Genomic DNA, 22,388 nt, shown 5'->3' with positions numbered 1-22,388 from the left:
ACCACACTGGCCTTCGCCATTGTGATCCGATAGGCCGCCTTGCATGAACGATATTGCCGGATTAGCCACGCGCCGCGCCGCGCTTGTCATGCTCGACGCGGTGCTGCGCCGCAGTGATGCACTCGACATGGTTGAGGCCCGTGCCTGCCGTCATCTCGCGCTGCCCGAGGACAAGGCGATGGCCCGTGCCATAGCAGCGGAGACCCTGCGTCATCTGGTCGATTGCGATGCGCTGATCGATGCACGCACCCGTAACCGTCTCGCCGATGATGCCAAGGTACGCACGGTGTTGCGGATGATGCTGGCGCAGGCGTTGGTGCTGAAAACCCCTGCCCATGCGGTGCTGGCCACCGGCCTGCCGCTGCTGGACGGCGGACCGAGACGGCTGGCGCATGGGGTGTTCGGGGCAATTATGCGCGCGGGTGATGCGCTGCCGGCGATACCCACATTGCCGGATGCCGTGGCCAGCCGCTGGCATGCGCATTGGGGCGAGACCATGGTGCAGGCCGCGCGCGCCGGACTGGTGCGCAATCCGCCGGTCGATATCACCCTGCGTGGTGGTTTGAAGCATAGCCCTTCGCCAAACCTGCCCGAAGGGACGGCGTTGATGCCCGACCATGTCCGTCTCAGCGAATCCGGCTCGGTCGTGGACATGCCGGGCTATGACACAGGCGCATGGTGGGTGCAGAATCTGTCGGCGGCGCTGGCGGTGCGGCTGCTGGGCCGGGGTGATGGGCGCACTGCCTATGATCTGTGCGCCGCGCCGGGTGGCAAGACGATGCAGCTCGGCGCCTCGGGCTGGCAGGTGACTGCGATCGATGTCTCGGAAAAGCGTAACCGGCGGCTGCAGGACAATCTTGCGCGCACCCGGCTGACCGCCACGATCATTACCGATGACCTGCTGCGCTGGGCACCGGACAACCGAGCCGATGCAGTGCTGCTCGATGCGCCATGCAGCGCGACCGGCATTTTCCGCCGCCACCCCGATGTGCTGCACCGTATCGGGCCGCGCGATATTGCTGACCGCGCCGACTTGCAGGCACGTCTGCTCGAACGCGCGGCCCAATGGGTGCGGCCCGGCGGCATGCTGCTTTACGCGGTCTGTTCGCTCGAACCCGAGGAAGGCGAGCAGCAAATGGCAGCGTTCCTCGAAGCGCATGGCGATTTCGCCACTAATCCGATCCGGCCCGATGAACTGCCTGTCGGCCTGCACCCTGATGAGAATGGCCATCTGCGCATCCTGCCGCAGCATCTCGCCGATCAGGGCGGTATGGACGGCTTTTTTATCGCCCGGCTGCTGCGGCGGCCCTAACCCAGCTATTCGGTCCGCTGCTCCGGCCGTAGCGATAATGGAAAAGCGGACATATTTGTGGACAGATGCGCCGCTTTCGGTTGCGATGGCCAAGGGCGCGCGTTAGGGGCCGGACATGGCCAGCGCACCGCTTATTTCTCCCTCTATTCTGTCCGCCGATTTCGCGCGTCTGGGTGAGGAAATCCGCGCGATTGACGCGGCCGGATGCGACTGGATTCATGTCGATGTGATGGACGGGCATTTCGTCCCCAATATCACCATCGGCCCGGCAGTGGTGAAGGCGCTGCGGCCGCACACCGAAAAGCCGTTCGACGTGCATCTGATGATCTCGCCGGTCGATGCCTATATCGACGCTTTCGCCGAGGCGGGGGCTGATATCATCACCGTCCATCCCGAAGCCGGGCCGCATGTCCACCGCACGCTGCAACATATCCGTTCGCTCGGGAAAAAGGTCGGGGTCGTGCTCAATCCCGGCACCCCTGAAAGCGTGCTCGATTATATCCTGGATGATGTCGATCTGGTGCTGGTGATGAGCGTCAATCCGGGCTTTGGTGGCCAGAGCTTTATCGACAGCCAGCTGAGGAAAATCGCCGCCATCCGTAAACTTATCGACGCCACGGGCCGCGATATCCATCTCGAGGTCGATGGCGGCGTCGACGCCAGGACCGCGCCTTTGTGCATTGATGCCGGGGCCGATGTGCTGGTCGCCGGAACCGCGACCTTTCGCGGTGGACCGGATCATTATGCCGCCAATATCAGGACATTGAGGGGCGAATGAACGCAGAACCGGGTCGTGACCTGAAGCATCGGGCGATCGAAACGCCCCCCGCCACTTCCGCTACAACGCCGGAGCCTGATGCTTCGGTCGGGCCTGTTGGCGCTGCCGATGCCGATGTATCCGGGCCTATTGCCGATCGGGCGCTGGTCATTCGCGGCGATGATGACAAGGGGCTGTCGCTGTCCGAACGGCTGATCAACAGTGTCTATCGCCTGACCTGGCGGACGCCGCTGCACAAATTACGGCTCAAGGCCAGCGCGCCGCTGCGGCTGTTGATGGTGCCTGCCGATCCGATTGCCGGCAATGCGGCGCGCGGCACCGCGATTCGCGCCGGGCATTTCCGCTATCTCGGGCTGCAACAACCGGTCCGCGATTATGATTTCGATACCATGAAGCTGCCCCCGGGTTTTCAGGATTATCTGCACGGTTTCGGCTGGCTGCGCGATCTGGCCGCCGCTGCGCCGCGCGACAAGGTGCGTGAGCTGGCCGAGCGGCTGGTGCAACAATGGTTGTCGCGCCATGGCGAAAATTTCAAGCCGCCGGCCTGGCGCCCCGATGTCGCCGCGTGGCGGTTGATCAACTGCGCGGCCTATGCGCCGCTAATCATCGGCGGTCGCGACCGGGCCCATCGCAAGCGGGTATTGACCCAGTTGGCAGTGACCGCGCGCCATCTCGACCGTACCGCCAATAAGGCCGATCCCGGCATAGGGCGGCTGACCGCATGGGCCGGGGTGGTAGCAGCGTCGCTGCTGCTGCCTGATGGCCATCCGCGCCGTGTCTATGGCGAGGCGGGTTTGCGTCGGGCAATGCTGGGCACATTCGGTGCAGATGGCGGTGTGTTTTCGCGCGCGCCGATGGAGCAGTTTCAGGCGATTGCGGTGCTTTCGGTGCTGCGCTCACTCTATGACCAGAGCGAGGAGGCTGACCTGCCTGACGCCGTGCATGATGCGCTCGACATGGCGGTCGCGGCGTTTCAGGGTGTTACCCATGATGATGGCAGCCTCGCCGGCTGGCAGGGTGCGCCAGCACTCGACGCAGCAACCGTAGGTCATCTGATCGATCGTAGCGGGATCATTGCGCGGCCGCTGCGTCAGGCGCGCTATTGGGGCTATCAGCGCATTCCCGCCGGGCGCACCGTGGTTCTGGTTGATGCCGGTCCGCCACCCATTGCCCGCCATGCCGCCACCGGCTGTGCCTCCACCCTGGCATTTGAAATGTCGAGCAATGGTCAGCGGATCATCACCAGCTGCGGCGGTGCCTCGGCGGTCGGCGCGGTGATAAGTGCGAGGCTGTCACAGGGGTTACGTGCCACCGCTGCACATTCCACCCTGTGCCTCGACAATCTCAACAGCACCGCGATTCTGCCCAAGGGACGTTTGGGCAAGGGCGTTGGCGAGGTGGAGCTGGAGCGGCGCGAGGTCGATGAGGCGACGCGCTTGGAGATGAGCCATGACGGCTATAGCCATCGCCATGGCCTGATTCACCGGCGAATATTGCTGCTCCGCTCCGATGGCAGCGAGCTGCGCGGCGAGGATTTGCTGCTGCCTTCGGCGCAGAGTGCCAAGGCCCGCAAGACGCGCTTTACCAGCCTGCCTTTTGCCATCCGCTTTCATCTGGGCGAGCATGTTGAGGCGCACGGTACCGGCGATGGCCAGGCGGTGCTGCTGCGGCTGGAGGACGGCCAGCTGTGGCAGCTGCGCGCGACCAATGCCAAGCTGGCGGTGGAGGACAGCCTGTGGGTCGATGGCCATAACCGGCCGCGGCCGACAAAGCAGGTGGTGATCAGCGACGAGATCGGTCCGGGCGGTGGCAATTGTGGCTGGATCCTCAGGAAAATGGGATAGGAAAAGCAATGGGCAGCGACAGCATCACCATCAAACGGGCTCTGCTCTCGGTGTCCGACAAGACCGGACTGGTGCCGCTGGGCCAGAAGCTGGCAGCCTCCGGGGTTGAGCTGGTTTCCACCGGCGGCACCGCCAAGGCGTTGCGCGAGGCCGGGCTGGAGGTGCGCGATGTCTCCGATGTCACCGGCTTTCCCGAGATGATGGACGGCCGGGTCAAGACTCTGCACCCGATGGTCCATGGCGGCTTGCTGGCGGTGCGCGACAATGCCGATCATGCCGCTGCAATGGAGACCCATGGCATTGGCGCGATCGATCTGGTGGTGGTCAATCTCTACCCCTTTGCCCAGACGGTGATGAGCGGCGCCGACCGGCCGGAGATTATCGAGAATATCGATATTGGCGGGCCCAGCATGGTGCGTTCTGCGGCGAAGAATCATGCCTATGTCACCATCATTACCGATCCGGCGGACTATGAAACGCTGATCGCCGAGCTCGATAGCGGCAACAATGCCACCAGCCTTGATTTCCGCAAGCGCATGGCGGCCAAGGCATTCGCCGCGACCGCGACCTATGACAGCATGATCGCCAGCTGGTTCGGCTTTGCCGATCAGGGTCAGGCCTTTCCCGAGACACTGCCAATGGTGGCACAGCGTGGCGATACGCTGCGCTATGGCGAGAATCCGCACCAGCAGGCGGCACTTTACCTACCCGCCGGACCGACCGGACAGGGCATCGCCCAGGCCGAGCAGCTACAAGGCAAAGCACTGAGTTATAACAATTATAATGATGCCGATGCTGCGCTCGAGCTGGTTGCCGAATTTGCTGGCGGTCCACCGACCGTAGTGATTGTCAAACATGCCAATCCCTGCGGCGTGGCGAGCGGTGAAACATTGCTCGAAGCCTATCAAAAGGCGCTGGCATGTGACAGCGTGTCGGCCTTTGGCGGCATTGTCGCGGTCAATTGCCCGCTCGATGTCGCAACCGCAGAGGCGATCACCAGCATCTTCACCGAAGTGGTTTGCGCGCCCGCTGCCGATGAAGCGGCGCGCGCGGTGTTTGCGGCAAAGAAGAATCTGCGGCTGCTGCTGACCGGCGATCTGCCCGACGCGACGCGCGGCGGGATTATGGCCAAGACCATCGCCGGGGGCTGGCTGATCCAGAGCCGGGACAATGGCGCGGTGTCGCGCGATGATCTCAAGGTGGTCACCAAGCGCGCGCCGAGCGAACAGGAATTGCAGGATTGCCTGTTCGCCTGGACTGTCGCCAAGCACGTCAAATCCAACGCAATTGTTTATGCCAGGGACGGCCAGACCGCAGGTATCGGTGCGGGGCAGATGAACCGCCGCGACAGCGCCCGCATCGCCTTTGCCAAAGCCGAGGAAGCCGCCGAAACCCATGGCTGGGCCGAGCCGCTGACCAGGGGTTCAGCCGTTGCCTCGGATGCGTTCTTTCCCTTTGCCGATGGTCTGATGGCGGCGGTCGAGGCCGGTGCCAGCGCGGTGATTCAGCCGGGCGGCTCGATCCGCGACGATGAGGTGATTGGCGCTGCCGATGAGGCAGGGCTGGCGATGGTGTTTACCGGAATGCGCCACTTCCGCCATTAATGTTTTGGTGCGTCAGGATACTCGGCCTGCCGCCTCAGCTCTGATCGATGATCACCTGGTTGCGACCGCTTTCCTTGGCGGAATAAAGTGCGGCATCGGCCCTTCGCAGCATGGCGCGCGGGTCGCCATCGCCCGCCAGCGCGGCAATGCCGGCAGAGAAGCTGACGGTGCCGATGGGTTCGTCATTCTCGCGGTTGGTCAGGGTCTGGCCGGCCAGGTCGGCGCGGGTGCTGTCGACGATCTCGAATGCCTGTTGCGGCGTCTTGTCGGCAAACAGGATGACAAATTCTTCGCCGCCATGGCGCGCCAGATGGCACTGGTCATCGGACATGCTGTCCAGTGTCTCGGCGACGCGCTTGAGCACACGGTCGCCGACATCATGGCCATGGGTATCGTTGATCACCTTGAAATGGTCGATATCGACAAACGCCACCGATAGCGGCTCGAAATATTGCTTCGACTGGGCCACCGCATCTTTCAGCACCGCCTCAAAAGCCCAGCGATTGGGTAGTCCGGTGAGCTGGTCGGTTTCTGCCTTCTGGTTTGCATCATCGAGCTTTTTGCGCATGTTGACGACATTGCTCTCAGCCTCTTTCAGCTGCCGTTCGGCCTCCTGCGATTTCTTGATCATGGTATCGGTCAGGTTGAGCAGGTTTCTCAGGCTCTCATTGCCTGTGTCCAGATCCTCAATCTGCGCAATTTCCCTTTTCAGGGCCGTGCTGTAGCCACGGCTTTCACCGCGATTGTCGGAAATGACCTTATGGCCCTGGCGCAGCACCTGTGAACCGCTGTTGATCAGCTTGGTGAGCTCCGAGAAATCAAGAATATTGAGGTGTTTCTCGGTCAGCTCGTAAACGCTGCCCAGCGGGATGGTACCGCGATCTTCGAGGATGGCGTCAATTTCGAGGCACAGCTTCTGGTTGGCACCATAATGATATTCCCAGCCCAGCCGATAGGCTTCGGGGGTTGGCTCCAGCTGTGCCGCTTCGAGAAAGCCATAGATTTTTTCGACCTTTTGCTGCCGCGGAGATTTTTCAGCGGGCGCCGCCTCATTCCAGCCAAAATAGGTTTTGACCTTTTTGCCGAAGCTGGACGGTGCCTGCTGCTGATCGCCGAAAGCCGGCTGAGATTGCGTCGCCATTATATGCCCTTCTCCTGATTGAGAATAATGACGGCAAACCCACGCAGTTCTTAAGCACGCGATGGTTATTTTTTTGCCAACACTGGCAATTCGGCCATGCGTTTAGCCCCGTGTTCCACGCTGTTGCGGCGGCTTGCCGCTACGTCGCCGCTGCATCGGCTTGCCACCGCCGCGAGGATCGGCCTGTGTCGACTGGCGCTTCGCCTTGCCATGCGGATAGGGCTTCCGGTTGCGCGATTTGGGCTTTTTCGGTCTGGACGCCGGTGCCGCCGTATCGCTTTCGTGGTAAGCGGCAGGGTCGTAACTGCTGCGCGCCTCCCGTTTATCCTGGCGCGCCTCCGTCACGCTATCCCGCGGCCGGGCTTGGCGTCGGCCGGAACGGTTGTCGGAACGGCGCTCAGCGTGTCGGCCTTCACGCCTTTCGTCACGCTTCTCGTCTCGCTTGTCGGCGCGATTGCCGGGCCTTTGCCTTTTTGGGGATGGTCCCTTTTGTATCCGGGCCGGGCCGGGCAGCGCCGCAGCCGCCTCGACAAAGCCTTCAGGCAGCCGCATCGGCGTCATCCGCACACCTGTCAGCCGTTCGATATCGCGCAGATAGACCTTCTCATCGGGGGCGACAAAGCTGAACGCCTGGCCATCGGCGCCGGCGCGTGCGGTGCGACCGATGCGGTGGACATATTGTTCGGGGACATTGGGGATCTCGTAATTGATCACATGGCTGACACCCGACACATCGATGCCGCGCGCGGCGATGTCGGTGGCAACGAGGATCTTCACCCGGCCATCGCGAAAGCCCTGCAAAGCCGTAGTGCGCTGGGCCTGGGACTTGTTGCCATGGATAGCAGCGGCGGCAAGACCTGCCCCGGTGAGATAGCGCACCACGCGATCGGCCCCGTGCTTGGTGCGGGTAAAGACCAGTGCGCGCTCGACATCCCATTGCTGCAATTTCAGCGTGAGCAGCGCCTGCTTTTCCTTCTGGTTGATGAAGGTAACATGTTGCTCGACCCGCTCGGCGGTTGTCGCCGGCGGCGTCACCTCGACCCGCACCGGATCATTGAGAAAGCGTGCGCCCAGTTCGGCAATCGCCTTGGGCATGGTGGCGGAGAAGAACAGGCTCTGGCGTTGCTTCGGCAACAACCGGTCGATGCGCTTCAGCGGCACAATAAAGCCCAGATCCATCATTTGATCCGCTTCATCGAGCACGAAAATCTCGACATCGCGAAGCTGAAGCGCGCGCTGATCGACCAGATCGAGCAGCCGCCCCGGTGTCGCCACCAGCACATCGGTGCCGGCGGCCAGCTTGCGGATCTGGCGATTGATCGGCACACCGCCGAATACCGTCTCGACCGACAGATGCAGGTGCCGGGCATAGCCGCGCATATTCTCGGCAATCTGCGCCGCCAGTTCGCGCGTGGGTGAGAGCACCAGCATGCGGCAGCCACGGAAAGGCCGTGGTCGGTTGGCACTGGCGAGATGGTGCAGCGAGGGCAGTGCAAAAGCCGCGGTCTTGCCGGTACCCGTCTGGGCGATACCGCACAGATCGCGGCCTTGCAGCAGCGCCGGGATCGCCTGTTTCTGGATCGGCGTGGGATCGGCATAGCCTTTTTTGGCCAATGCGCGGACAATGGGTTCGGCGAGGCCGAGTTCATCAAAATAGGACATAAAAAACCTTATATAAGGCACAGCGCGCGCCGGTTTCTGCCGGACGCGGCGATGCGGGAAACAAAACGTCCCGCGTGAAAAGGGAAGCAGAAATACATTAGCGCATGGAGGATCGACCGATCCGGTTGTCTGCCTCTTTGCCCTTTTCGGGGCCAGGCCCGGCGTTCACGCTGTCGATATGATCGGGCAGTCCATTCTGCCGCGACACATGCGCTGATGGCGGCCATGTGGGCGCATTTGACCCAAAGTGCAAGCTTTATCGCTGCGCAAGGATACGTTCGGCGAGTTTCAGATGCGGTCGGTCGAGCATCTTGCCGTCGAGTGAGACCGCGCCTGCACCGGGATTGGCGGCAAAGGCGGCGACCACGGCTTCGGCTTCGGCAATCTCTTCCGCGCTGGACGTAAAAGCCTTCTGGATCGGCTCGACCTGCGCCGGGTGGATCGCCAACATGCCGGAAAAGCCATCGCTGCGCCCGTTTCCGGCATAGGCGATCAGCCCTTCGGTATCATGAAAATCGGCGTGCAGTGTGTCGATCGCCTGGACATCAAGGGCATGCGCGGTGAGCAGCAGCTGGGCGCGCACCATCTGATAGGGGAAGGTCCAGCTGCCATCACTCTCGCGCTTGCGCGATGCGCCAATGGCGGCGCTTAAATCTTCCGCACCCCAGCTCAGCCCGGCCAGTCGCGCCTTGCCCACGAAATTGCCCCGCAGATAGCGGTGCAGCGTCATCGCTGCACCGGGAGTTTCGGTGACGATCGGCAGGATCGCGGTGCTGCCCTCGACAATCCCTGCATGGCGCTCGCGTTCGAACAGCAGCTGGTCAAGCTCGGTCACCTGTTCCGGCCCGGTGCATTTGGGCAGCACGATGCCGACCGGCTGCGCCTGCAGCACTGTTTCGATATCTTCTTCGGCGTCCGGGGTGTCGAGCGGATTGATCCGCAGCCAGAGATCGGGCGCATTATCGTCATGGCGGTGTGCGGCAATGAAATCACGGGTCAGGATGCGCGCCTCTTGACGCCTTTCGGGGACGACCGAATCTTCCAGATCGATGATCACCGCATCGGCACCGCTGCTCAGCGATTTGATCTGTTTGCGCTCGGAATCACCGGGGACGAACAGCATCGCCCGCAGCGGCAGGGCTGCAGCGGCGCTCATGCGGCGTCCGCTTCCTGTGTTGCCGTGCCCGGATTGGGCAGCATCAGCGCTGCGCGCTTGCAGCTGGCGACAAGGATATCCTTCTGATTATAAGCGCGATGGGCGAAGGTGACGATGCCCTGCCCGGGGCGCGATTTGCTGGGGCGCAGATCGAGCACCTCGCTCTCCACCCGCACCGTATCGCCAGCGAAGAGCGGCGCCGGAAAGCGCACTTCGTCCCAGCCAAGATTGGCGACGGTGGTGCCGAGCGTGGTGTCGCCGACCGAGATGCCGACCATCAGGCCCAGGGTGAAACAGCTGTTGATGATGCGGGTGCCAAACTCGCTATTCTCCTGACACCATTGCTCATCGAGATGCAGCGCGGCCGGATTGTGCGTCATCGCCGAGAACATCAGATTGTCGGTCTCGGTCACGGTGCGGCGCAGTGCATGCTGAAATGTCTGGCCGACGGTAAATTCTTCAAAATACAGGCCTGGCATTGGCTGTCTCCCAGCTTTGATTCTGTTGTGGCGATAGCGCGCGTCAGGGCTTGCGACAAGCAGTGTCGGCTTACAGGAAAGGCAGTTTCAGCGACCAGCCGAAACGCCTTGGCTGCTTATCCTGCCATTCCTCAAGGCCGATGGTCATCGCCTGATGGCCATGCTGCGGCTGGGCGACATAGGTGCCGAACAGCCGGTCCCACAGTGCGAAGCAGAAGCCGTAATTGCTGTTGGTCTCCTCGACAATGCTGCTGTGATGCACCCGGTGCATGTCGGGCGTGACCACCAGCCAGCGCAGCACCCGGTCGAGGGTTTTCGGCAGTGCGATATTGGCATGGTTGAACAGCGGAAACAGCGACAACAGCAGCTCGAACAGGACCAGTGCCCCCAGCGGTACACCGAGCAGAAACGCTACCAGCATCTTATAGGCCATGGAGAGGCCAATCTCGAGCGGATGGAAGCGCAGCGCGGTGGTCATGTCGAAATCCCGGTCAGCGTGGTGGACACGGTGGAGCCGCCACAATAGCGGGATGTGATGTGTGGCAACATGCTGGGCCCACACTGCGAGATCGAGCAGCAGTACCGCCAGCAACCATTTGGCCCAGATTGGCAGGCCAAGAAGCGGCAGCAGCCCGAAATCGCCGCGGCCCAGCGCGGTGATGCCGCCATAAAGCGCAATCGCCATCAGCGCCTGCATTCCCCGTTCGACCGGCAGGTTGATCAGGACAAAGCCAAGATGGGTACGCCAGCGGGTGAACAGCGGATCGGTCAATGCGCGGCGGGCGCGCAACCGCTCGGCCAGCAGCAACAATATGGCAGTGCCGAGCAGCAGGCCAGTGATCAGCCAGGGCCGATCACTGGCGATCATGCGGCGCTGCTCTCCGCCGCCGTTGTAGCGTCCAGCGCTGGATAATCGGTATAGCCCTCGCTACCCTGGCTGTACCATGTTGGAGTGAAGTGCCATGGCGTTTCACCACCCAGTGCCGGGTTGAGCGGTGTATCGTTGCGCAGGCGTTCGACCAGATCGGGATTGGTGATGAACGGGCGGCCAAAGCTGATGGCGTCACAACGGTCTTCTGTCAGCGCTTCTTCGGCGCGCGCCTTGTCATAATCGCTGTTGAGGATCAGTGGTGCCTTGAACACCTGCCGGATATGCGGGCTGACGGCGGGGATATCGGTGTTGCCATAGGTGCCAAAGGGCGGCGGCTCGCGCAGCTCGAGAAAGGCGATGCCGATAGAATCGAGCAGCTTTGCCGCAGCGGTGAAGGTGTCGTTCGGCGTTGCGTCATCGGCGCCCTGGCTGTCGCCATTGGGCGACATGCGCACCGCGATGTGATCGCTGCCCCAGACATCCACCAGCCTTTGTGTGACCTCGCCGAGCAGGCGGATGCGATTGGCGATCGGGCCGCCATAATCATCGTCGCGCTTATTGGTGCCCGAGCGGATAAACTGGTCGATCAGATAGCCATTGGCGGCGTGCAGTTGCACCCCGTCGAAACCGGCACGTTTCGCGTTTTCGGCGGCGCGGGCATAATCGTCGAGCAAGCGCGGAATCTCATCCACTGCAAGTGGTCGTGCTTCGGCATAGGGTTTTTTGCCCTGATAGGTGCGGGTATTGCCCGGCCCGGTGGTTGCGGAGGAAGAAACCGGGGCTTTTCCACTATTAAAATCCGGATGCACCAGTCGCCCCATATGCCAGAGCTGGCAGAAAATCCGCCCGCCCGCTTCATGCACCTGCTCGACAATCGGCCTCCATGCTTCGGTCTGCGGGTCATTCCAGATGCCGGGGGCAAAGCAGGTGCCCAGGCCTTCCTGGCTGATGCCTGTGGCTTCGGAGAGAATCAGGCCCGCTGTCGCCCGTTGGGCATAATAATCGCCCTGTATCGCATTGGGCACATGTGCTTGTGTCGCGCGGCAGCGGGTCAGCGGTGCCATGATGATACGGTTGGGCGCGTTGATGGCCCCAAGCTGGATAGGGTCGAACAGACTGGTCACAATAGCTCCCATGTTGTGATGATACGCTGGTAGAAAGCGTCTATTCGCCCACCCAGTCGGCAATGGCGATGGCGACGCGGTTGGCAGCATTGTTGATCGCGCGACCGACAGGTGCAGCCTCGACCAGGCTTACCGGTTCACGCTCTTCGAAGCGGCGGGTGCTGACCTCACCGCTGCGTTCACGCCGCACCGCATCATAGGTGACCACGGCCTCGCCGCTGCGTGCATCATAGCCGAAATGCACCAGCGTCCCGGAAATGATCGTTGCCTCGCGGCTCTGGGCATCCTCGATTGGCAGGACCAGCCTTTCGGTGCGCGCGCGCACGGTTTCCATCACCAGCGCCTGAAACAGCTTGGCCGGGCGATCGACCCACAGCGCCTGCTGAACATAAGCGATCGAGGTATCATCGACTTGCACCGGCACACGGTTGGTGTTGAGGCTGCGCGGCGACTGGGGCAGCGACACGATCAGCGCCTTTGAGGTTGTGGCGTCACGCGCACTGTCCCGGGCCAGCGGCTCATCCGGGGTCAGTGTCAGCAAAGCCTCGGGCGGTTCGGCGCTACCAAAGCTGACACAGCTCGCCAGCGGCAACGCCATGGCGATGGTCAGCGCAAGGATTTTCGGCGATTGGGCAATTGTCATGGTTCATAGTCCGGCAGCGCAGGGGAACCGAGCAGAGCGCCGGCACCTTCTTGGTCGAGTTTTTCGGTGATCGCGGTGAGCGCGGCAGAGGTCGCCCGCAAGTCGCGGATCAGGGCTTCGGTCTGTGGCAGTGTCTCGTTGGAGAATTCCGCCAGACCCGGTTGTGCCGCAGCAGCGGTGCGCTGCAATTCGTCCATTGCACCCTGGGCGCTGTCCAGTGTCTGGCGCAACTCGGTGGCCAGCGCCGTACCTTCTTTCCCGAGCAGTCCGTTGGCGCTGTCGGCGAGCGCGCCATATTTGTCGAGCGTGGCCTGGGCGCTCCGCAACGTCGCCTGTAATTCCTGCAGTGACTGGCCGATTTGCGGCGCATCTTTCGACAACGCCTCGGTGATCTCCGCCGAATTGGCGAGCAGCGCCGCAATGGATTCCTGGTTTTCCGGCGACAATGTCTGGGTCAGCCTCTCGGTCAGCGTCGCCAGTCGCTCGATCAGCAGCGGCGCATTGCTGAGCAGCTCGCCCAGCGCTCCCGGCTTGGTCGGGATGACGGGCACACCCTCGGGTCCCGGCGTGGTGATCGGATCCTGGCCCTTGAGCGCGCCATCGAGCTGGATTTGCGGCGGCGCGGTGAAGCTGATGCTCTGGATAGTTGCGGTGGTGCCCTGCAATATCGGGATATTGTCATCGACCGATATGCGCACACGGACAAATTCGGGATCCTTGTCCCAGAGCTGCACCTCGGTCACCTGTCCGGCATTGACCCCGGAAAAGGAGACGCCCGAACCAACCGCAAGACCGCTGACCGACTGTTTGAAGAAGATGTCATATTGCTTCATGTCGCCGTCGCCGAAGCGCGCCAGCCAGACGATGAACAAGGCGACACCGAGCAGCAGGGTAAGGGTGACGGCACCGACCCAGATATGGTTTGCGCGTGTTTCCATTGAGCCTGTCTATCCTTTTGTGTCGCTTTTTACAGCGCAAATTTGTCCGATGCCCGCTTTTGCCGTCATGACGATCCGCTCAATCCTGCTCATGCGCACGGGTGAAAGAGGATTTTGCCGCGCGGCCTCGCGGTCCGTTGAAATATTCCTGAATCCATGGATGGTCGGTGGCCAGCAGTTCGTCGATGGTGCCGACGGCAATCACCCGCTTGTCCGCCAGCACCGCGACGCGGTCGCAAATCTCGTACAGCGTGTCGAGGTCATGGGTGATGAGAAATACGGTGAGGCCCAGTGTCTGCTGCAATTCTCGCGTCAGCTCGTCAAAAGCGGCGGCACCGATCGGGTCGAGCCCGGCGGTCGGCTCGTCGAGGAACAGCAGATCGGGGTCGAGCGCCAGCGCCCGGGCGAGACCGGCGCGTTTCTTCATGCCGCCCGACAGTTCGGAAGGATATTTATTGGCGGCATTGGACGGCAGGCCGGAAAGCACGATCTTGTACAGCGCGATTTCGTGCCGCAGATCCTGGGGGATATTGGGGTAAAACTCCTTCATCGGCACGGTAACATTCTCGCCGACTGTCAGGGTCGAGAACAGCGCCCCGCCCTGAAACAATACGCCCCAGCGGCGGCGAATGCCGAGATAGCTGCGGTCACCGCCGCAGACATTTTTGCCGAGCACGGTTATTTCGCCCTGCTCGGGTTGCTGCAGCCCGATGATCGAACGCATCAGCACCGATTTGCCGGTGCCCGAACCGCCGACAACGCCGATAATCTCGCCGCGACGGACATCGAGGTCGAGATGCTCGTGCACCACCTGCTCGCCAAAGGCGTTGCGCAGGCCGCGAATGCTGATGATCGGCTCGCCAGCGCCATTTTCCGGGGTTGCGTTTTCGTTTTTTTCCATGGCGTGCTCAGCCCCAGCCGACCCAGGTGAAGAACACCGCGAAAAAGGCGTCGAGCACGATCACCATGAAGATCGCCTGGACCACGGCGGCGGTGGTGCGCAGCCCGACATCCTCGGCATTGCCGGAGACGAGCATGCCCTGATAGCAGCCGGAGAGCGCGACAATGGCACCGAATACCGGGGCCTTGATCAGCCCGACCCACAGGTCATACATCGGCACCACCTGCTGGATGGTGGTGATGAAGGTGGTCGGTGGAATGTCGAGCGTGACTGCGCACAGCATGGCACCGCCAATCATTGCGACTATGGATGAAAAAAAGCCGAGCAGCGGCATCATCAGCACCGCCGCCATCACCCGTGGCAGCACCAGTGCCTCCATTGGCGAGACCCCGATGGTGCGCATCGCATCGACTTCCTCGGTCAGCTTCATCGTGCCGATCTGCGCCGCAAAGGCCGAGCCGGAGCGCCCGGCGACCATGATCGCGGTCATCAGCACCCCCAGCTCGCGCAGCGTCAGCCGGCCGACCAGGTTGATGGTGAAAATCTCGGCACCGAACTGGCGCAGCTGCACCGCGCCCTGTTGCGCAATCACGATGCCGATGAGGAAGCTCATAAGCCCGACAATGCCGAGCGCGGTGACGCCAACCAGCTCGAACTGGCGGATCAGGGCGCGCCAGCGAAAGCGCGATGGATGGCGAAGCAGACCGGCAGTGGTAGAGAGCAGCGCGCCGATAAAACCGATAATGCCGAACATGCTGCCAAAAGCGCGTGCCGTAGCTTCGCCCATTTCGGCGAGGATCCTCAACGGCGCGATCAGTTGCGGTGCGCGCACCCGGCCCGGCTCGTCGGCGCTGGCTACGGCGCCCATCAGCCGCATTGCCTCGGGCGAGGCATGGCGCACTTCGGCAATATGGTCGCGCCGCAATTTGTGGACGATCCAGGCGCCAACGGTATCGACTGCCTCCACCTCCTGCAGGTCGATAATATCGATATGCTGGTCAAGCGCGCCGAGCCGCTGATTGATTTCGCCGGCGGTGGTGATGTCGAGAAGGCCGGTGAAATGCAGTATCGCACGATCCTCATCATCATGCAGGACAGTAAAATCCACCGCGTCACTCATATTGCGCTACATGCTCGAAAGGCTTTCGATTCACAAGGCTTTATGGTTTAGGCGGTCATTCCGGCACGACAGGACAGCGACAATGCGGGGCAGCAGGGAACAGCCATGCGCGAAATGGTGATTTACGACATGGACAAGACCGTCACGCTAAAGGCGACCTATGCCGCCTTTCTGATGCATGTCGCATGGCGTGTCGCGCCGTGGCGATTGTTGCTGGTGCCGGTTTCGGCACTGCTTGGACTGGGCTATCTCGCAGGTCTGGTCGGGCGTTCGCGGCTCAAAGAGTTGAACCAGCAGCTGTTTGTCGGTGCGGCGATAGCGCTCGATCGCATCGCGCCGCATGTCGAGAGCTATGCCGACAAGGTGGTGGCGCACAATATCCGCCCCGGCGCGCGCCGCCGGATCACCGCCGATCGCGAAGCCGGATGCCTGTTGATGATGGCCACCGCTTCCTATGAGCTTTATGCGGCGGCGATCGCCAGACGACTGGGTTTCGATGTCGTGCTGGGGACGAAGCTGGTCTGTGATAGCGATGGACGGGTCACGGCGCGGATCGATGGCGATAATTGCTATGGCGAGGCCAAGCGCGAGTGCATCGAAAATTGGCGCAACCACCATGCCGGCGAGAATGGCGCGGTGCAGGTGGTGCGGACATATTCTGACCATGTCTCTGATGTTCCGATGCTTTTATTGGGCGCCGAACCAGTTGCCATAAACCCGCATCAACCATTGGCCGAATATGCCAGAACGCATGGCTGGCATATTGTGGATTGGCGGACATAAGATGAAGCTGATCCTGCATGAGGGGCTTTTTGTCGAACGACGGTTGTGACTACAGCAGTAGTCAGCGCAAGGGGTTATCGCGTTTCACATAAAGCGGGCTTCGGATAATGCCCATACAGGCTTTGCCGAAGAAAGAGGGTGGCAGTGCGGTTTTTGTTCACTTGTTGCGCCATGCTCGTTCCGGCCTCGCTTGCATCAGCGGCACAGGCGCAATCCGTGACTGCGACGCAGGATGAAGAGGCGGTCATATCCTCGACTGATCCGGAGCCGCAGTCTCCGCCGGAACTGACCACCGATAGCGCACCGCGTCCAACACGCGAAAATGGCCGTGATATCTATGCGCCAGAGGCTTTTTCCCGGTTCAATCCGCGCTCGGCGCTGGACATGGTGCAGCAAATCCCCGGTTTCACCATCTCTGGCTCTGACGCCAATGAGCGTGGTCTGGGTCAGGCGCAGCAAAATGTGCTGATCAATGGCCAGCGCATTTCCGGCAAAAGCAACGATGCTGAAACCGCACTCAGCCGGATTAATGCATCGGCAGTCGAGCGGTTGGAGATATTGGATGGCGCCACCCTGAATATTGCCGGACTGTCAGGTCAGGTACTCAATCTGGTGGTGTCGCGTCAGGGGCTGACCGGGAATTTCAGCTGGAATCCGGTACTGCGCCAGCGGCTGGAAGATGACTGGTTCAGCGGCGAAGTCTCTGTTAGCGGCAAGCTGGGCAAGGCAGATTTCACCATCACGGTCGAAAATGATGCACGACGGCAGGGCGGATTTGGTCCCGAGCGCGTAACCGGACCTGATGGCGATCTGCTGTTCCTGCGCGATGAGTTTGCCCGTTTCTTCTCCGACCGCCCGGCGCTGACACTGTTTTATGGTCGCACCAGCGATGCCGGGTCTATCTTCAACTTTAACGGCCGTTTCCAGATCCAGAATTTCAGCACCGAGATCGATACTCTGCGGACGCAGGAGGGTGTTGCCGATATATTGGAGCCATTTAGCAGCCGAGAAGACGAGCGCAATTTCGAGATCAGCGCCGATTATGATTTTGCACTGGGCGGTGGCCGGCTGAAGCTGATTGGCTTTCAGCGTTATGAGCACAGCCCGACAGTGGACCAGTTTCTGAGACTATTTGGCGATGATCAGACGGATACCGGCAGCCTGTTTGACCAGACAGCCGATGAAGGTGAGAGTATTGCCCGCGCCGAATATGGCTGGCGCTCCAAAAATGGCAATGACTGGCAGATTGCCGCCGAGGGGGCATTCAACTTCCTCGATATCGAAGCGGAACTGTTCAGTCTTGATCCCAATGGCGAATTTGTGCCGCAACAGCTCGATAACGCCACCAGCCGGGTTGAGGAATTGCGCGGCGAGGTCATCCTTACCTATGGCCGTCGCTTGGCGTCTAATCTCACGCTGCAATCCAATTTTGGTGGGGAATATAGCGAGATTTCACAAACAGGGCCCTTTGGCCTTACGCGCAGTTTCGTTCGCCCCAAGGGTTCGGTCGCCCTGACATGGAACACCAATTCCAATCTTGACCTTAATTTCACGCTGGAGCGCAATGTCGGGCAGCTCAATTTCTTTGACTTTATTGCCCAGCCAAATCTCGGCAATGAGATAGAAAATGGTGGCAATCCTGAGCTGGTTCCGGAGCAGAACTGGAATTTCGAGATAGAGGCACAGCAAAGTCTCGGTTCGCTGGGCAATATGAATTTGCGGTTATTCTATACACTGATCAGCGATATTATTGATCGTGTTCCGATTACCGATACGCTTGAAGCGCCCGGCAATCTCGATAGCGCGTGGCGGCTGGGTGCGGAGTTGAACGGCACATTGCTGTTCGATGATCTCGGTATTCCCGGTGCACGGCTGGATACATCGCTTTTCTGGCAAACAAGTCGGGTCGATGATCCTTTGACCGGGGTATCGCGCCGCATCAATGATGATCGTATTTACACTATTGACCTTACTTTCCGGCACGACGTGCCGGAGACAGAAGTCGCTTGGGGGGCGACATTTTTCCGTCGGGAAAACTCCAGCAATTTCCGGCTGGACCTGCGCAGCCTGAGCTTTGAAACAAAGCCGGATCTGGGCCTGTTCTTTGAGCACAAAAATGTGGCGGGAATGACCGCCAGACTTAATCTGACCAATATATTGCAGCTGAATAATGGCTTTTTGCGTGAATTCTCCGAGGATCGCCGCGATGGCCCCATTGCCTTTACCGAACGGCGCGAGCGGGCTTTTGGCCAGATCGTTTCGCTGGATGTGACCGGCACCTTCTAGCCGTCAGGCCTGTGCTGACGGGCTTGCGATACAGTGCAACTAACCCTAATTTCTGTCTGTGATGCCACCCGATAGCTCCAGCCAGAATGACGCGCTGCCCGACTGGAGCGTAATCCGCCGTTTTCTGCCCTATCTCTGGCCGAAGGACGCACCGGAGCTGCGGCTGCGGATCATCGCGGCGCTCGCACTGATCCTGATCGGCAAGGCCATCGTGCTGTCCATGCCGTTCGCCTACAAGGCAGCGGTCGATGCAATGTCGGGCGATACGCCACCGGCGGTGCTGGTGATCATGGCGCTGGCCGGGCTGTACGCAGTGGCGCGCTTCGGCGCAGTGGTGGCCGACAATATCCGCAATATCGTGTTCGAGCGGGTCGGCCAGCGTGCAACGCAGCAACTGGCCGAGCATGTCTTTGTCCGGCTGCACAGCCTTTCGCTGCGCTTTCATCTGGCGCGACGCACCGGTGAGATCACCAAGGTCATAGAGCGCGGCACCAAGAGCATCGATATCATGCTCTATTTCCTGCTGTTCAATATCGCCCCCACGATCATCGAGCTGACCGCGGTGCTGGTCATCTTCTGGATCAATTTCGGCTGGCCTTTGGTCGTTGCAACGCTGGTGATGGTTGTGGGCTATATTGTGTTTACCAGCCGCATAACCGAATGGCGCAGCAAGCTGCGCGCCGAGATGAACAATCTCGACAGCGAGGCTTTGGCCAAGGCGGTGGACTCGTTGCTGAACTATGAGACAGTGAAATATTTCGGTGCAGAGGAGCGCGAAAGCGCCCGCTATCAGACTGCAACCCGGGCCTATGCCGATGCCGCTGTTACATCGGAAAATTCCCTGGCGCTGCTCAATATCGGTCAGTCTTTCATTACCAATCTGATGATGGGCGGCGCCATGGCGTTCACCGTCTGGGGCTGGTCCACCGGCCAGCTGAGTGTGGGCGATCTTGTGCTGGTCAACGGGCTTTTGCTGCAGCTGTTCCGGCCGCTCGACCTGCTCGGCATGGTCTATCGCACCATCCGCCAGGGGCTGGTCGACATGGCGGCAATGTTCCGGCTGATCGATACCGAGGCGGAGGTCACCGACAAGCCCGGAGCACCGCCGCTGGCGCTCACCGATACCGCGGTGCGCTTCGATAATGTTTGCTTCGGCTATGATGAGGACCGGACCATCCTCAACGGCCTGAGTTTTGAAGTCGCCGCCGGGGAAACGCTGGCCATTGTCGGGCCGTCAGGCGCCGGCAAGTCGACCATCGCCCGGCTGCTGTTCCGCTTCTATGATGCGAAAAGCGGCGCGGTGATGATTGGCGGCGAGAATGTCGCCAATGTCACCCAGGCTTCGGTGCGTGCCGCTATTGGCATCGTGCCGCAGGATACGGTGCTGTTCAATGACAGCATCGGCTATAACATTGCCTATGGTCATGGCGATGCCGGTGAGGCGACGGTAAAGGTGGCGGCGCAGGGTGCGGCCATCGCAGACTTTATAGAAGATCTGCCCCAGGGCTATGATACGCCTGTGGGCGAGCGCGGACTCAAATTATCGGGCGGCGAGAAGCAGCGCGTCGCCATTGCCCGGACACTGGTCAAGAACCCGCCGATCCTGATCCTTGATGAAGCCACCAGCGCGCTCGACAGTCGCACCGAAGAGGCGATCTTGGATACGCTGCGCGATATCGCCAAAAAGCGCACCACGCTGGTGATCGCTCACCGGCTGTCGACCGTTACCAACGCCGACCGGATCATCGTGCTCGATCAGGGCAAGGTCGCAGAGAGCGGCACGCACCAGCAGCTGCTTGCGAAAAACGGTCTTTATGCCGAAATGTGGGCGCGTCAGGCTGCTGATGCTTCTGCGGATCAGGGTGAGATGGAGACGGTCAGATCATGACCGACATTGCTGCTGTAAATCCGCAGGAGATATTGCGCCGGACCTTTGGCTTTTCCGGCTTTCGCGGGCGGCAAGAGGCGGTGATCCGCCGGGTTCTTGAGGGACGCCATACGCTGGCGGTGATGCCCACAGGCGCGGGCAAATCGCTCTGCTATCAGCTGCCGGCGCTGGCGCGTCCAGGGACTGCCATTGTTATTTCGCCGCTGATTGCGCTGATGCATGACCAGATCCGTGCCGCCAGGGCTGTGGGCATAAAGGCGGCAGCGATGACATCGGCCGACAGCGACAATGCCGCCACGGCGGAGCGTTTGCGTGCGGGGGATCTAGACCTGCTTTATGTTGCCCCCGAGCGGGCCACTGGCGCCGGTTTCCAGAATCTGCTGAGCGCTGTCGATATTGCGCTGTTCGCTATAGATGAGGCGCATTGCGTTTCCGAATGGGGCCATGATTTCCGCCCCGATTATCGCCTGCTCAGACCGCTGCTCGACCGGTTTGCCGATGCGCCGCGGCTGGCGCTGACAGCGACCGCCGACAAGACCACGCGTGAGGATATATTGCGCCAGCTCGGCATTGCCGCCAATGGCCTGATACTCGCCGGTTTCGATCGGCCCAATATTCACTATGCTGCTACTCCGCGCCAGAATCTTGGCAGCCAGATTACAGCATTTCTTGCACGCAATACTGGTGCGGGCATTGTCTATGCGCCGAGCCGCAAAAAGACCGAGAAGATTGCCGCACACATCGCAGCCACGGGCCGTTCTGTTGGCGTCTATCATGCTGGCCTGGCGCCAGAGGAACGGGCCCGGACGCAAGCCGATTTTGTACGGTCGGAAGATATGGTGATGGTTGCCACCATTGCCTTTGGCATGGGTATAGACAAGCCGGATGTACGCTTTGTCGTTCACGCCGCGTTGCCGAAATCGGTTGAAGCCTATTATCAGGAAACCGGCCGTGCCGGTCGCGACGGTGATCCTGCCGAGGCGCAGATGTTCTGGGGCGCCGATGATTTTGCCAGAGCGAGGCAGAGGCTGGGCGAGGTTGATGAAAGCCGTCTGGCGAGCGAGCGGGCCCGGCTCAATGCGCTGGCGGCTCTGGTAGAGGCTCCGGGCTGCCGCAGGATGGTGTTGCTGCGGCATTTCGGCGAAGATCCGCCCGGGCCTTGCGGCTATTGCGATAATTGCGACAATCCCCCCAATGTGCTCGATGCAACCGAGATGGCGCGCAAACTGCTCAGCGCCGTGTATCGCACCGGGCAGAGCTTCGGCATCATGCATCTGGAAAAGGTGCTGACCGGGCGCGAGGATGACAAGGTTTTGGCGCGCGGTCACGACCGGCTGTCTGTGTTCGGCATAGTCGATGCTGAGGAAGCACGGCTGCTGCGTCCGGTGATGTGGACTTTGATGGCGCATGAGATGCTGGTTACCACAGATCATGGCGGGTTGGCGCTTGGACCGGCAGCTCGCCCGGTGCTCCGTGGTGAACAGCCGGTGATGATTGCCGAACCGCCGCAGAAAAAACGTCCTGCGCGCGGGCGCTCGCAAACGCCCAATCCGGTGGGCGATCCGCTGTTCGATGCACTGCGCGCCAAACGCAAGGCCTTGGCTGATGCGCGCAATGTGCCGCCCTATGTGGTGTTTCATGACAGCGTGCTGCGGGCATTCGCTGCCGAGCGCCCGGCATCGCCGGTGGAAATGGCGGAGATATCGGGCGTCGGTGCCAAGAAGCTTGAAGCCTATGGCGATGCGTTTCTGGATGTGATCCGGCAATATTCGGGCTAGGGATATAATGATGCGAATTGTCGGTCTTTCATTGTTGGTTCCTGTGGCATTGCTTCCCGCTTGCACGCCTGCTCCTGATG

The 22,388-nt window shown here is 61.1% G+C and carries 18 protein-coding genes; 8 read left to right on the top strand and 10 right to left on the bottom strand.

Translation table 11 applies throughout. From position 1 onward, the window contains the following. Positions 1-43: 43 nt before the first annotated feature. The 4 genes from AAFX04_12465 to purH all read left to right on the top strand — a co-directional run bounded on the left by AAFX04_12465 (position 44) and on the right by purH (position 5,538). On the top strand, positions 44-1,312 hold the full coding sequence (locus tag AAFX04_12465; GenBank protein MEO1046246.1) for an RsmB/NOP family class I SAM-dependent RNA methyltransferase: 1,269 nt from the start codon (positions 44-46) through the stop codon (positions 1,310-1,312). 115 nt (positions 1,313-1,427) lie between these two features. Continuing rightward, positions 1,428-2,090, top strand: a complete 663-nt coding sequence (gene rpe / locus AAFX04_12460) for a ribulose-phosphate 3-epimerase (protein MEO1046245.1) — start codon at positions 1,428-1,430, stop codon at positions 2,088-2,090. Next, positions 2,087-3,934, top strand: a complete 1,848-nt coding sequence (locus AAFX04_12455) for a heparinase II/III family protein (protein ID MEO1046244.1) — start codon at positions 2,087-2,089, stop codon at positions 3,932-3,934. Before rpe ends, AAFX04_12455 begins: the two co-directional genes overlap by 4 nt. An 8-nt stretch (positions 3,935-3,942) precedes the next feature. Continuing rightward, entirely contained in the window at positions 3,943-5,538 is a 1,596-nt protein-coding gene (purH, locus tag AAFX04_12450; protein ID MEO1046243.1) for a bifunctional phosphoribosylaminoimidazolecarboxamide formyltransferase/IMP cyclohydrolase, read from the top strand. A 34-nt stretch (positions 5,539-5,572) separates the two neighbouring features. On the opposite strand, the gene AAFX04_12445 is transcribed toward purH, so the two are convergent. The 10 genes from AAFX04_12445 to AAFX04_12400 form a co-directional block, all read right to left on the bottom strand. Beyond that, positions 5,573-6,679, bottom strand: a complete 1,107-nt coding sequence (locus AAFX04_12445) for a GGDEF domain-containing protein (protein ID MEO1046242.1) — start codon at positions 6,677-6,679, stop codon at positions 5,573-5,575. Between the two features lie 102 nt (positions 6,680-6,781). Further along, the gene (locus AAFX04_12440) at positions 6,782-8,341 is read right to left on the bottom strand and encodes a DEAD/DEAH box helicase (protein MEO1046241.1); all 1,560 of its coding nucleotides are present in this window, start codon (positions 8,339-8,341) and stop codon (positions 6,782-6,784) included. A 256-nt stretch (positions 8,342-8,597) separates the two neighbouring features. Beyond that, entirely contained in the window at positions 8,598-9,497 is a 900-nt protein-coding gene (locus AAFX04_12435; protein MEO1046240.1) for a CoA ester lyase, read from the bottom strand. After that, positions 9,494-9,976 carry a MaoC family dehydratase gene (locus AAFX04_12430; GenBank protein MEO1046239.1) on the bottom strand — a complete coding sequence of 161 codons (483 nt, stop codon included), beginning with the start codon at positions 9,974-9,976 and terminating at the stop codon, positions 9,494-9,496. Before AAFX04_12430 ends, AAFX04_12435 begins: the two co-directional genes overlap by 4 nt. A 70-nt stretch (positions 9,977-10,046) precedes the next feature. Further along, positions 10,047-10,844: a sterol desaturase family protein gene (locus AAFX04_12425; GenBank protein MEO1046238.1), complete on the bottom strand. Its 798-nt coding sequence runs from the start codon at positions 10,842-10,844 to the stop codon at positions 10,047-10,049. Further along, positions 10,841-11,971, bottom strand: coding sequence for an alkene reductase (locus tag AAFX04_12420; protein ID MEO1046237.1), 1,131 nt, complete (start codon positions 11,969-11,971; stop codon positions 10,841-10,843). The genes AAFX04_12425 and AAFX04_12420 overlap by 4 nt, the downstream gene beginning before the upstream one ends. Before the next feature lie 40 nt (positions 11,972-12,011). After that, complete coding sequence (locus AAFX04_12415; GenBank protein MEO1046236.1) at positions 12,012-12,614, bottom strand: ABC-type transport auxiliary lipoprotein family protein; 603 nt, start codon at positions 12,612-12,614, stop codon at positions 12,012-12,014. Further along, the gene (locus AAFX04_12410; GenBank protein MEO1046235.1) at positions 12,611-13,552 is read right to left on the bottom strand and encodes an MlaD family protein; all 942 of its coding nucleotides are present in this window, start codon (positions 13,550-13,552) and stop codon (positions 12,611-12,613) included. Before AAFX04_12410 ends, AAFX04_12415 begins: the two co-directional genes overlap by 4 nt. A gap of 79 nt (positions 13,553-13,631) precedes the next feature. Beyond that, entirely contained in the window at positions 13,632-14,453 is an 822-nt protein-coding gene (locus tag AAFX04_12405; GenBank protein ID MEO1046234.1) for an ABC transporter ATP-binding protein, read from the bottom strand. A gap of 7 nt (positions 14,454-14,460) precedes the next feature. Continuing rightward, positions 14,461-15,573 (bottom strand): ABC transporter permease, encoded by a 1,113-nt coding sequence (locus AAFX04_12400; GenBank protein ID MEO1046233.1) that lies wholly within the window; start codon positions 15,571-15,573, stop codon positions 14,461-14,463. 105 nt (positions 15,574-15,678) lie between these two features. On the opposite strand from AAFX04_12400, the gene AAFX04_12395 reads away from it, so the two are divergent. The 4 genes from AAFX04_12395 to recQ all read left to right on the top strand — a co-directional run bounded on the left by AAFX04_12395 (position 15,679) and on the right by recQ (position 22,308). Continuing rightward, positions 15,679-16,356: an HAD-IB family hydrolase gene (locus AAFX04_12395; protein MEO1046232.1), complete on the top strand. Its 678-nt coding sequence runs from the start codon at positions 15,679-15,681 to the stop codon at positions 16,354-16,356. A gap of 216 nt (positions 16,357-16,572) precedes the next feature. Continuing rightward, positions 16,573-18,642 carry a TonB-dependent receptor gene (locus AAFX04_12390; protein ID MEO1046231.1) on the top strand — a complete coding sequence of 690 codons (2,070 nt, stop codon included), beginning with the start codon at positions 16,573-16,575 and terminating at the stop codon, positions 18,640-18,642. Positions 18,643-18,703: 61 nt separating this feature from the next. Further along, positions 18,704-20,530 carry an ABC transporter ATP-binding protein/permease gene (locus AAFX04_12385; protein ID MEO1046230.1) on the top strand — a complete coding sequence of 609 codons (1,827 nt, stop codon included), beginning with the start codon at positions 18,704-18,706 and terminating at the stop codon, positions 20,528-20,530. Next, complete coding sequence (recQ, locus tag AAFX04_12380; GenBank protein ID MEO1046229.1) at positions 20,527-22,308, top strand: DNA helicase RecQ; 1,782 nt, start codon at positions 20,527-20,529, stop codon at positions 22,306-22,308. Before AAFX04_12385 ends, recQ begins: the two co-directional genes overlap by 4 nt. Positions 22,309-22,388 lie beyond the last annotated feature (80 nt).

The sequence above is a fragment of the Pseudomonadota bacterium genome (assembly GCA_039818985.1).
In the GTDB taxonomy this organism is placed as follows: domain Bacteria; phylum Pseudomonadota; class Alphaproteobacteria; order Sphingomonadales; family Sphingomonadaceae; genus Alterisphingorhabdus.
Note: the sequence above shows the minus strand (reverse complement) of the source record. Positions and strands in the feature narration are given on the sequence as shown.